Consider the following 11,349-nt stretch of genomic DNA (forward strand, 5'->3'; position numbering starts at 1 on the left):
CCCTCACATGATCGGCGTCACCCCCCGGGAACTGGAGCCCCCTTCATCCGGCCGGGGCAGGCCCGCCCGTCGGGGACTCCACGGTGCCCGGCCGCCGGAGGTCGGGCTCCAGGTAGATGACCCGCGCGATCGGCACGGCGGCCCGCACCCGGGCCTCGGCCTCGTCGATGGCCCGGGCCACCGCGGCCGCGGTGTCGTCGTGGTGCACCTCGATCTTGGCCGCCACCAGCAGCTCCTCCGGCCCGAGGTGCTGGGTGCGCATGTGAATCACCGAGGCGACGTCACCGCCCTCGGTGAGCGCGGCGACGATGCGCCGCTGGGCGTCGGGGGTCGCCGACTCGCCGATCAGCAGGCTCTTGGTCTCGATGGCGAGGACCACGGCCACCGCGACCAGCAGCAGGCCGATCGCGATCGTGCCCAGCCCGTCGTAGACGCCGTTGCCGGTGGCCGCGGACAGCCCGACGCCCGCCAGGGCCAGCACCAGGCCGGTGAGCGCGGCGGTGTCCTCCAGCAGCACGACCGGCAGCTCGGGTGCGCGGGCGTGCCGGATGAACTGCCAGTAGCTCTGCCCCGGCGGGCGGACGGCGTTGGTCTCCCGGACGGCGGTGCGCAGCGAGAAGCTCTCCAGCGCGATGGCGACCAGCAGCACGATGATCGCGACCAGCTGGGACTCGACCTCGCCGGACTCCCGGACCTTGTGCACGCCCTCGTAGATCGCGAACAGGCCGCCCACGCTGAACAGCACCACGGCGACCAGGAACCCGTAGAGGTAGCGGTCCCGGCCGAAGCCGAACGGGTGCTCGGCGGTGGCCCGCCGCCGGGAGGTGCGCCCGCCGAGCAGGAGCAGCCCCTGGTTGCCCGAGTCGGCGACCGAGTGGATCGACTCGGCCAGCATGGAGGAGGCCCCGGTGATGAGGAAGGCGACGAACTTCGCGGCCGCGATGCCCAGGTTGGCGGCGAGGGCGGCGAGGATCGCGGTCGTCCCGCCACCGTGCCCGCCCCCGCCGTGACCACCGGCCTCCGCCGGCGCGGTGTGCTCGACGGTGCGGTCGCTCATGTGTGCAGGAGCCTCTCGTGGTCGAGCGCGAGCGCCAGGTAGACGGCGCTGAAGTCGGCGACGGCGATCTGCCGGGCCAGCTGGACCAGCCGCGGGTGCCGCTCGGGCTCGCCGTGCGCGGCCAGCCCGCTGACCGGGACGTTGTGCTCGGCCGCAGCGCGCAGCACCTCGGCCATCGCCGCACCGGCCGACCGTGGCTCGCGCTCGGCGCCGTCGTGCTCACCGGCGTCGGAGTCGCGGATGGTCAGCAGCCGCAGCCGGCGACCGGGGTCGTCGGTGCGGTCGCGGAAGAAGTCGTCCTGGCCGCCCTCGGGGGCGAGCGGGCCGGCGAGCACGGTGCGCGCCGCCACCCGCTGGTCGGGCAGCCGGAAGCCGGTCACCGGCAGCCCGGCCAGCGTCGCGAGCTGGTCGGCGACCCGGTCGGCGGCGGCCCCGGCCAGCGGGCCCTCGGAGACGATGACCGGCAACGCATCCAGCAGCTCCAGCGCCAGCGTCTTGGCCGGGTTCACGAAGGACTCCCGGGCCGGCCCGCACTCGGCGGCCACCTCGTCGAGCGCCGCGGCCACGACCTCGGTGTCGGCGGTGCCCTCGGGCAGCAGCCCCAGGTCGGCGCAGAGCAGCAGCATCGGGGTGAGCAGCGACCACAGCGTGGTGTGCCGCACCCGGGACGGCGGCAGCGGCACGTAGGGCGCCCGGGCGCTGGCGACGGCGGCGTGCAGCGGCGCGTCCTCGGCGCCGATGCCGACCAGCGCGACGCCGCGGCGGGCCGCCTCGTAGGCCGGCGTGACGGCGTAGCGCCCGGCGCCGGTCCGGGTGGCGACGACCGCGATGTCGGTGGGCCCCATCCACACCGGCAGCGCCGGCCCCGGCACGACGTCCACCGTCACCGGGCTGGACGAGCCGAGGAGGGCCCGCAGCACCGAGGCGGCGACGGCCCCCTCGCGTCGGGCGACGACCACCAGCCCGCGCGGCCGGCCGCCCGAGGTGGCCCGCTCCAGGCCGGACTCCCGGGTCAGCCGGGCGGTCTCGCGCACCTGGGCGCCGGCACCGGCGACCGCCGGCAGCAGGCCCTGCGGGTCGCGGGCACGCAGCAGCTCGAGGTCGTCGAGGACCTCCTCGGCGAGCTCCGGAGAGCTCATGCGGGGCGCTGCCGGGCCTCGTCCAGGAGCAGCACCGGGATGCCGTCCCGCACCGGGAACGCCCGGTGGCAGGTGGGGCAGACCAGCTCGGCGGCGTCGACGTCGAGGGTCAGCGGGCTGTGGTGGGTGTCCGGGCAGGCCAGGATCTCCAGCAGGGCCGGGTCGATGCCCAGCGTCTGGTCGCTCGCCGCGTTGCCGGTCATGCCCGCACCAACTCCAGGACCTCGTCGCGCAGTTCGGTCATCCGCGCCCGGTCGGGCGCCTCGACGTTGAGCCGCAGCAGCGGCTCGGTGTTGCTGGCCCTCAGGTTGAACCACGCGCCGTCCGGCAGCGACACGGTGAGCCCGTCGAGGTCGTCGAAGCCCACGCCGTCGACCCGGCCGTAGGTCTCCTTGACCGCGGCGACCCGCCCGGCCTGGTCGGTGACGGTGGAGTTGATCTCGCCGGAGGCCACGTAGCGCTCGTAGGACTCGGTGAGCTCCGACAGCGGCCGGGGCTGCTCGCCCAGCGCGGCCAGCACGTGCATCGCGGCGAGCATGCCGGTGTCGGCGCGCCAGAAGTCGCGGAAGTAGTAGTGCGCGGAGTGCTCGCCACCGAAGACGGCGTCGGTGCGGGCCATCTCGGCCTTGATGAACGAGTGGCCGACCCGGGTGCGCACCGGCTGCCCACCGTGCTCGCGGACGATCTCGGGGACCGCCCGGGAGGTGATCAGGTTGTGGATGATCGTCGTCCCGGTGCCCTTGGCGAGCTCGCGGACGGCGACCAGCCCGGTGATCGCTGAGGGGCTCACCGGCTCGCCGCGCTCGTCGATGATGAAGCAGCGGTCGGCGTCGCCGTCGAAGGCCAGCCCGATGTCGGCGCCGTGCTCGCGCACCCCGGCCTGCAGGTCGACCAGGTTCGCCGGGTCCAGCGGGTTGGCCTCGTGGTTGGGGAAGGAGCCGTCGAGCTCGAAGTACATCGGCACCACCTCCAGCGGCAGCCCGGAGAGCACCACCGGCACGGTGAACCCGCCCATGCCGTTGCCGGCGTCGACCACGACCTTCAGCGGGCGGATGCCGGAGAGGTCGACCAGGCCGCGCAGGTAGGCGGCGTACTCGGCGACGAGGTCCCGGCTGGTCACCGACCCGGTGCCGGTGGGGGTGCGCTCGAAGACGGCCGAGCCGTCGACGAGCTGCTCGGCCCACTCCCGGATCTGCACCAGGCCGGAGTCCTGGCCGATCGGGGCGGCACCGGCGCGGCAGAGCTTGATGCCGTTGTACTGGGCCGGGTTGTGGCTGGCGGTGAACATCGCGCCCGGGATGCCCAGCGACCCGGCGGCGAAGTACAGCATGTCGGTGGAGCCCAGCCCGGCCTCGACGACGTCGACGCCGCGGGCGAGCACGCCCTCGGCGAAGGCGCGCGAGAGGGGGACCGAGGAGTCGCGCATGTCGTGGGCGGTGACGACCGCGGTCGCGCCGGTCTCGGCGTGCACGAACTCGGCGAACGCGGCACCGATGGCCCGGGCGACGTCCTCGTCCCACTGCTCGGGGACCAGGCCCCGGACGTCGTACGCCTTGATGATCGACGACAGGTCTGTCACGGACATGACCCTATCGGCGAGCCTGGAACCCCGTCGGCCCCGCTGCAGGGGCCCGCCGCGAGCGTGCGAGCGGAGGGGGGCAGCGGGGTCCTTCAGGGCAGGTTGGGCAGGATGCGCAGGTGCCCGCGCCGGGTGCCGCTGCCGTCGTCGGCGGGGTCGCGCGGGGGCTCGGGGCGAGCCGCCTCGCGGACCGCGTCGGCCAGCGCGAGCAGGTCGTCGCCGGTCGGGCCGGCGTCCTCGGTGTCGATCTCGTGGCGCACGACCTCCCAGCCGCGCGGCACGGTCAGCCGCTCGGCGTGGAACTCGCACAGGTCGTAGCTGTGCGGCTCGGAGTAGGTCGCCAACGGGCCGACGACGGCCGTTGACTCCGCGTACACGTAGGTCAAGGTCGCCGCTGCCGGTTGCGCGCAGCCGCTGCGCGAGCAGCGACGTGACTGCCTCACCACCGGTTCCTCACGGTTGGCACAGTAACCGCGAGCGGGCCCCGTGGGGAGGAGGCGCACCGAAACGCGCACGCGTCGGCACCGGTGCCCCACCGCCCCCGGCAGGCCCACCGGCCCACCGCCCGGCAGGCCAGGCCGTAGGCTCCAGCCGCGATGGACCGCCTCCCTGCCCGCACCCGCCGCGACCGGCACGGCCGCGGCCTGCGCGGGCGCCTGGTCCCCCCGACGGTGCCGCTCTCCCGCAGCCGCGCCGAGCAGTTCGACGACCTGGTGCTCGACGCGGTCGAGGACCTGGAGCGCCGCTGGGAGCGGGAGCTGGCCGGCGTCGAGTTCGCCGTCGAGGACGTGCCCTGGGTCGACCACAGCAGCCCCGACGAGGTCGTGCTGGACGCCGACGTGCTCGAGGACGGCAGCGTGCCGCTGGCCCGGGTGCTGCCCGCGCACCGCGAGGGCGGCCGCGAGCACCCCGCCCGGATCGTGGTCTACCGCCGCCCGCTGGAGATCCGCGCCGCCGATCGCGACGACCTCGCCGACCTGGTCCGGGACGTCGTCGTCGACCAGGTCGCCGTGCTGCTGGGCCGCGACCCGGAGGAAATCGACCCCACCTCCTGACGGCGACGTCGTCCCGGTGCCCGCGGCGCGCACTGACATGCTGGACGCCGATGAGCAACGGACCTGACGCCCACCTGGGCACCTGGCTGGCCGTCGGTGTGCTGATCGGGCTGGCGCTGGCCCTGCTGCTCGGCGTCCTCGTCGCGGGCGTCCGCCGGGCCCGCCGGGCGCGGCAGCACGCGGCGCCCCGGACCCGAGCGCAGCCCCCGGCCGCAGCACCGCCGGCAGCCGGGACGACGTCGGCGGCGGAGCGCTTCCCGGACGACGACCTGCCGGGCTTCGCCGACCGCCCGCCCGGCTGGACGGCAGGTCCGCCGACGGTGGCGGCCACCCCACCCGCCCGAGTCGCCAGCGCACCCGTCGAGGCCCCGGACGCACCGACCGACCCCGGACCCGACCCCGCCCCTGGACCCGGGAGCCACCGGGCCGGCCCGGGCGACGGCGCTCCCGACCTCGGTCGGGCCGGGACCGCCGCGGTCGCCGCAGCCGTGCTGCTGCTGGTCGCCGCGATCGGGGTCGCCCTCGCCGGCGGTGGCGCGGTGGCCGCGGCACGGCCGGCCGAGGTGACGGCCACCCCGGCACCCTCCGCCGCGCCGCAGCCGACGGTCTCCTCCCCCGCCGCCCAGCCGGCGCCGGCCCCGGCCAGCGGGACCGGGGCCGCGGCGCTGGCCTTCGAGTCCGTGCCGCTGGGCGAGGACGGGCTGGCGGCCAGCGTCGCGTTCCAGGGCGTCGTGCTGGAGCAGCGCGCGGTCGGGCTCACCGTGACCTACCCGAGCGTCAGCGTCACCACCGACGGCAGCCGGTCGCTGGCGCACGTGCGGCTGCCCACCTACAACTGCCTGACCGCCGAGCCACCGGCCGACCCGCTGGCCGCCGGCTGCGCCCGTTCGCTCACCGAGTACGCCGACCTGGCCAGCCCGGACCTGCGGGTGGAGCGGGACGGCGACCGGATCGAGGTGGCCGGGCTGTTCCCGACCTACACCCGGCCCAACGGCAGCGCGCCGGCCTACACCGGCCGCGCCTACGAGCTGACGGCCGCGATCGCCGCCGACGGACCGGCGCAGGACGGCCGCACGCCGGCGGCCGGGGTCGTCCGGATCGGGCTCGACAGCGCGCCGACCACCGCCGACCGCGGCGTCAACCTGCTGCAGCTCCCCGGCTGACGGCCCGGGTGCCGGGCTCTGCCACGAGCCCGGTGTGGGCGGCTCCGACCTCATGACGACGGCCCATACCAGCCGCTCCGGCGGTCCCGGACCAGCTCCCGGTACCGCCCGGACGGGGTCGCCGTCCGCCCGCTGGCCTACGGTCGTGAGACCGGGGCCCCGATCCGCCGCGCTTCAGGAGTTCGATGTCCTTCGCCTCGCCGGTGTTCCTCTGGTTCTTCATGCCGGCCACCCTCGTCGCGTACTGGGTGCTCCCCCGGCGCTGGCGGAACGGGCTGGTCTCGATCGCGAGCCTGCTCTTCTACACCTGGGGTGCCGGCGCGTACACGTTCCTGCTGCTGTCGGCGATCGCGGTCAACTACACGGCCGGCCTGCTCATCGACGCCGACCGCTACGCCGACCGGCGCCGGGTACGCCGGGCCGTGCTCTGGGCGGCCGTCGCCTTCGACCTGGGCATCCTGGCGATTTGGAAGTACGCGGGCTTCGCCTCGCAGCAGGTGGGCGCGCTGTCGAGCGCGCTGGGGTTGGGCGGCAGCCCCGTGATCGAGCTCGCGCTGCCGATCGGCATCTCGTTCTTCACGTTCCACCACCTGTCCTACGTGGTCGACGTCTACCGGCAGAGCCGCCGGGCCCAGCGCAGCCCGGTGCAGTTCGTCACCTACATCGCCATGTTCCCCCAGCTCGTCGCCGGCCCAATCGTCCGCTACCACGAGATCTCCGACCAGCTGGCGGACACCGACCGCAACCGCCTCGACGACTTCGCGCTCGGCTTCCCGCGCTTCGCGTGGGGGCTCGCCAAGAAGGTGGTGATCGCCGACACGATCGCTCCCGTCGCCGACGCTGCCTTCGCCAGCGCTGACGGCGACATGACGACGTCCGCCGCATGGCTGGGCGCGTTGGCCTACACCCTCCAGCTCTACTTCGATTTCTCCGGCTACTCGGACATGGCCATCGGGCTAGGCCTGATGATCGGGTTCAAGTTGCCGGAGAACTTCGACCGCCCGTACTCGGCGGCCTCCATCACCGACTTCTGGCGCCGCTGGCACATGTCGCTGTCCCGGTGGTTCCGCGACTACGTCTACATCCCGCTGGGAGGCAACCGGCACGGCGCCGCGAAGACGTACCGCAACCTCATCATCATCTTCGTCGCCACCGGCTTCTGGCACGGCGCGAACTGGACCTTCCTGGTCTGGGGCGTCTACCACGGCGCCCTGATGCTCGTCGAGCGGCGCAGCGGCTGGGGTGTGGTCACCTCCACGGGGCCGGCATTGGTGTTCCGCCGGGCGCTGACCTTCCTGCTGGTGGTCATCGGCTGGGTGTTCTTCCGCGCCGAGAGCATGGGGCAGGCGATGAACGTCCTGCACGCGATGTTCGTGCCGTCCGGTCTCGGGCTGCCGGACGCCGTGTCGGCCTCCCTGACCAACACCCGCTCCGTCGTGCTGCTCCTGGCCCTGCTGGTCGTGCTGCTGCCGGGCTCCTTCGTGCTGGGTCGGGTGCTCGAAGCCGGTCGCAGCTGGAGGTCATCCGCCACCCGGTTCGCGGTGATGGCGTTCGCCGGCCCTTACGCGGCCGTGCTGGTGGCGGCCGGCACCTTCAGCCCGTTCCTCTACTACCAGTTCTAGGGATCAGCCGTGTCGAAGGACATCCGAGACGAGACAGCCACCCCGGCGGCCGCCCCTGGTCACCGGCGCCACCGAGCGCCCCGTCGTCCGGTGGCAGCGCTCCTCGCGCTGCTCTTCTTCTTCGGTCCAGCCCTTGCCTTCGTGCTCGGGGTGAGGCCGGAGGCCATCGAGAACCGCCCGTTGGCGGACCTCCCCTCGCCGACCGAGGGCTGGGACTTCTTCCCGGCCTTCTCCACCTGGTCGACCGACCACCTGCCGCTGCGCGCGCAGGCTGTCCGCTTCAACGCCGAGCTCTCCCAGCGGGTGTTCGGTGAGGCGCCCTCGTACGGCACGGACCCCGGCGGCCCCGCGACCGGTATCCCGTCGGGCGACAGCAGCGCCACCCAGACCGACGGAGCACCGGCGGCTGCCCAGTACCCGCGGGTCCTCGAGGGGCAGGACGGTTGGCTGTACTTCGGGCCCGACGTCGCGGAGCCCTGCCAGGCGACCCGGAGCCTGGACGAGGTGTTCCATCGGGTCGATCGGCTCCGCAGCGCGGTGGAGGCGTCCGGGCGGACGTTCGTGGTCACGGTCGCCCCCGACAAGTCGACCATGGTCGCCGGCTCCCTGCCGGACACCTACCTCGGCCAGGACTGCGCCACTGAGCGCCGGACGGCGTTCTGGGAGACCCTCCGGGCCACTCCGCCGACCGGCTACCTCGACCTGCGCGGTCCGCTCGAGGCAGCGCAGGAGGCGACCGGCGACCCCATCTACCGGCCGACGGACACGCACTGGGGTCCACGCGGGGCGGCGGTCTACACGGAGCAGTTGGCCACCCGCCTGGACTCTGCGCTCATGGACGGCACCCGGTTCGTGGAGACGGGCCCGACCAGCCAACCGGGCGACCTGGCCGACATGTTGGGCCTCCCCCACGACGACCCCGTCGAGGGGGTCGAGCTCCGGCGCGACGGCGTCACACCCGTGGGTCGGGACTCCCTGGAGGTGTCCGAGCTCTCCGACCGCCCGGATCGCGTCCTCAACGAGACCAACGGGGCGCCGCTCTTCCAGCCCCGGACCGTGCTGCTCGGTGACTCGTTCACCAACGCGTCCACCGCTATGATCGGGCAGTTCTTCGCCGACCTCACCTTGCTGCACAACGAGGTGGCGGCCGACTCCCCGCAGACCGTCGCGGACGCCCTGGCCGAGTCCGACGTCGTCGTCTACGAGATCGTCGAACGGGTGTTCATCGCCGATGGAGGCCCGTTGCTCGATGACGCCTCGCTGTCCGCCATCGAGTCGACGCTGGCCGCGAACCCACGCTGACAGCTGCGCGAGTCCGCTGACCCGCCTCAGCGACGGATGAGCCCGGCCGAGGCGGTCAGCGACACCGACGGCGAGCCGAGCTCGCGGCGCAGCCCGCCGACGTCGCTGGACGCCCACCACGGCCAGCGGTCCTCCCCGCCCGGACGGCGGTCGACCAGGGTGAGCAGGACGGCGGCCGGACCGGCGGCGGCGCGGACCACGGCGACCTCGAGCTGGCCGATCGCGGCGTGCAGCCGGGCGGTGGACCGCAGGAACGGCCGCTGGACGGGCGGCACCCGGTCGAGCACCGCGGGCAGCCAGCGCTCGAGCTCGGCGGGGTCCCGGCTGCGCAGCACGTCACCCACGGTGTCCAGCTCGTCGACCAACCGGCGGCTGCGGGTGGTGGCGAGCGAGGAGTCGGGCAGCGCCGCGGCGAGGTGCCGCACGGTGGGGTCGCCCAGCGGCAGGCCGGCCAGGCGGAGCGTCCACGGACCGCGGAGGTCGTCGAGGAGGTCGGCCACGCCCGCGGCGAGCCGGGCGGCGGCCTCCTCGTCCCGGGCGAGCAGCCGGTGCTGGGGGCGGCCGTCGGGCAGCGGGGCCACCTGGGCGCCGAGCAGGGTGACCGCCGTCGTCACGCCGCGACGGCGGGTGGAGAGCAGGGCCACGGCGTCCGGTCCGCCCTGCGGGTGCGGCTCGACCACCAGGGCCAGCGGGCGGACCCGACCGAGCGGGCCGGCGGGCGACGCGTTGAGCGCCGCGGTCAGCCACGGCCCCCGGGCGGTGACGGGGGCGGCCAGTGCGGCCATGAGGGGTGCTGCGGCGCGGATCTCACCGGCCACGCGGGCACGGCCGTCAGCGGTCCGGGAGGGCACGGCGTCCAGTCGACCACATCGGCCGCCTGGAGCGGAGGAGAGGTCGGGCCCCCGTGGAGGGGACGGGGCCCGACGCTCTCGGTGACGTGCTGGAACGGCGCCCTTCCAGGGACCCGCCCCGAGCCTGCGAGGGGTGGGGAGGAAGGGGGTCCTTCCTCAGCCGGCGCGGCGACGGAGGCGGCGGCGCTCACGCTCGGAGAGGCCGCCCCAGATGCCGAAGCGCTCGTCGTTGGCGAGGGCGTACTCGAGGCACTCGGAGCGCACCTCGCAGCCGGTGCAGATCTTCTTGGCCTCGCGGGTCGAGCCGCCCTTCTCCGGGAAGAACGCCTCGGGGTCGGTCTCGGCGCACAGCGCGCGCTCCTGCCAGCCCTGGTCCTCGGCGTCCACGCCCGGCACGGCGGCGTCGAACACGCCCGCCATGCCCAGCACGTCCTGCCCGTAGGCCGCCGGCGCGGAACCCGCTGCCTGCGTCTTGTACTCGCTCAACCACGACACCTCGGCCATCACGTTGCGTCCCCTCTCGCTTCGTCACGCTGCCTCGCCCCCGGGCTGCTCCCGGGTCGGGCGGCTGATGACAACGTCGGAATTACACGCGTGTCGTTGAGTCGAGGTCAAGTCGGGTCGGTGTAACGCGCAGTCACAGCCGCCCCACCAGTCACAAGTTGTTCTGATGTGGTCACAGGCCACCTCGACACGCCGCCCGCCTGAACACCATCTGCCCATCGGGCCGGAAGTGTTTCGTGAAGATCATCGACCGGGGATCCGGGTGCACAGTGCACTTCTGCCGATCAGGCACCATGGTGGCGTGCACATCGTCGTACTCGCCGGAGGCGTCGGCGGCGCCCGGTTCCTCCGCGGCGTCCTGGCCGCGGCCCCCGGGGCCCAGGTCACCGCCGTGGTCAACACCGGCGACGACGTGACCCTGCACGGGCTCAGGATCTGCCCCGACCTGGACACGGTCATGTACACGCTGGGTGACGGGATCGACGACGAGCGCGGCTGGGGACGACGCGGCGAGACGTGGACGGTCAAGGACGAGCTGGCCGCCTACGGGGCCGAGCCGACCTGGTTCGGTCTCGGCGACAGCGACCTGGCCACGCACCTGGTCCGCACCCGGATGCTGGACGCCGGCTACCCGCTCTCCGACGTCACCGCCGCCCTCGCCGAGCGCTGGCAGCCCGGGGTCCGGCTGCTGCCGATGAGCGACCAGCGGGTCGAGACCCACGTCGTGGTGACCGACCCGGAGACCGGGCGCCCGCGGGCGATCCACTTCCAGGAGTGGTGGGTCCGTCACCGTGCGGCGCTGGACGCGCACAGCTTCGTCCAGGTCGGTGTCGACGACGCCCGCCCCGGGCCCGGCGTGGTCGAGGCGCTCGGCACCGCCGACGCCGTGCTGCTCGCCCCGTCGAACCCGGTCGTCTCGATCGGCACCGTGCTCGGCGTGCCCGGCATCCGGGACGCCGTCCGGGCCGCCCGGGGCCGGGTGGTCGGCGTCTCCCCCATCGTCGACGGCGCCGCGCTGCGCGGGATGGCCGACCGCTGCCTGCCCGTCGTCGGCGTCGAGGTCAGCGCCGAGGGCGT

General features: G+C 74.4%; 12 protein-coding genes. 5 read left to right on the forward strand and 7 right to left on the reverse strand.

The window, feature by feature from the left end; translation table 11 throughout:
• Positions 1-43: 43 nt before the first annotated feature.
• From FHX36_RS22280 to FHX36_RS23710, 5 genes are all read right to left on the reverse strand, one after another.
• On the reverse strand, positions 44-1,057 hold the full coding sequence (locus tag FHX36_RS22280) for a cation diffusion facilitator family transporter (protein ID WP_110552950.1): 1,014 nt from the start codon (positions 1,055-1,057) through the stop codon (positions 44-46).
• The gene (locus FHX36_RS22285; RefSeq protein WP_183514385.1) at positions 1,054-2,196 is read right to left on the reverse strand and encodes an SIS domain-containing protein; all 1,143 of its coding nucleotides are present in this window, start codon (positions 2,194-2,196) and stop codon (positions 1,054-1,056) included. The genes FHX36_RS22280 and FHX36_RS22285 overlap by 4 nt, the downstream gene beginning before the upstream one ends.
• Positions 2,193-2,399, reverse strand: a complete 207-nt coding sequence (locus FHX36_RS22290) for a Trm112 family protein (protein ID WP_246407253.1) — start codon at positions 2,397-2,399, stop codon at positions 2,193-2,195. The genes FHX36_RS22285 and FHX36_RS22290 overlap by 4 nt, the downstream gene beginning before the upstream one ends.
• Entirely contained in the window at positions 2,396-3,775 is a 1,380-nt protein-coding gene (locus FHX36_RS22295; RefSeq protein WP_110554252.1) for a phosphomannomutase/phosphoglucomutase, read from the reverse strand. Before FHX36_RS22295 ends, FHX36_RS22290 begins: the two co-directional genes overlap by 4 nt.
• 92 nt (positions 3,776-3,867) lie before the next feature.
• The gene (locus tag FHX36_RS23710) at positions 3,868-4,278 is read right to left on the reverse strand and encodes a DUF3499 domain-containing protein (protein WP_343056709.1); all 411 of its coding nucleotides are present in this window, start codon (positions 4,276-4,278) and stop codon (positions 3,868-3,870) included.
• 93 nt (positions 4,279-4,371) lie between these two features.
• Here FHX36_RS23710 and FHX36_RS22305 point away from each other — a divergent pair, with 93 nt between their 5' ends.
• From FHX36_RS22305 to FHX36_RS22320, 4 genes are all read left to right on the forward strand, one after another.
• Positions 4,372-4,830, forward strand: a complete 459-nt coding sequence (locus FHX36_RS22305; RefSeq protein WP_110554250.1) for a metallopeptidase family protein — start codon at positions 4,372-4,374, stop codon at positions 4,828-4,830.
• 50 nt (positions 4,831-4,880) lie between these two features.
• Positions 4,881-5,993 carry a hypothetical protein gene (locus FHX36_RS22310; protein WP_183514387.1) on the forward strand — a complete coding sequence of 371 codons (1,113 nt, stop codon included), beginning with the start codon at positions 4,881-4,883 and terminating at the stop codon, positions 5,991-5,993.
• A 185-nt stretch (positions 5,994-6,178) separates the two neighbouring features.
• Entirely contained in the window at positions 6,179-7,615 is a 1,437-nt protein-coding gene (locus tag FHX36_RS22315; RefSeq protein ID WP_110553993.1) for an MBOAT family O-acyltransferase, read from the forward strand.
• Positions 7,616-7,705: 90 nt separating this feature from the next.
• A complete protein-coding gene (locus tag FHX36_RS22320; RefSeq protein WP_181428926.1) occupies positions 7,706-8,917 on the forward strand; it encodes an alginate O-acetyltransferase AlgX-related protein in 1,212 nt (403 codons plus the stop codon).
• Positions 8,918-8,943: 26 nt separating this feature from the next.
• Here FHX36_RS22320 and FHX36_RS22325 read toward each other — a convergent pair whose 3' ends face one another.
• Positions 8,944-9,702, reverse strand: a complete 759-nt coding sequence (locus tag FHX36_RS22325) for a GNAT family N-acetyltransferase (protein WP_246405523.1) — start codon at positions 9,700-9,702, stop codon at positions 8,944-8,946.
• A 222-nt stretch (positions 9,703-9,924) separates the two neighbouring features.
• Complete coding sequence (locus FHX36_RS22330; protein ID WP_181428963.1) at positions 9,925-10,188, reverse strand: WhiB family transcriptional regulator; 264 nt, start codon at positions 10,186-10,188, stop codon at positions 9,925-9,927.
• 385 nt (positions 10,189-10,573) lie between these two features.
• Between FHX36_RS22330 and cofD the strand changes: the two genes are divergently transcribed.
• On the forward strand, positions 10,574-11,349 hold a 776-nt coding region (gene cofD, locus FHX36_RS22335), incomplete at its 3' end, for a 2-phospho-L-lactate transferase (RefSeq protein WP_183514389.1).

Source organism: Modestobacter versicolor (assembly GCF_014195485.1).
GTDB classification, from domain to species: Bacteria; Actinomycetota; Actinomycetes; order Mycobacteriales; family Geodermatophilaceae; genus Modestobacter; species Modestobacter versicolor.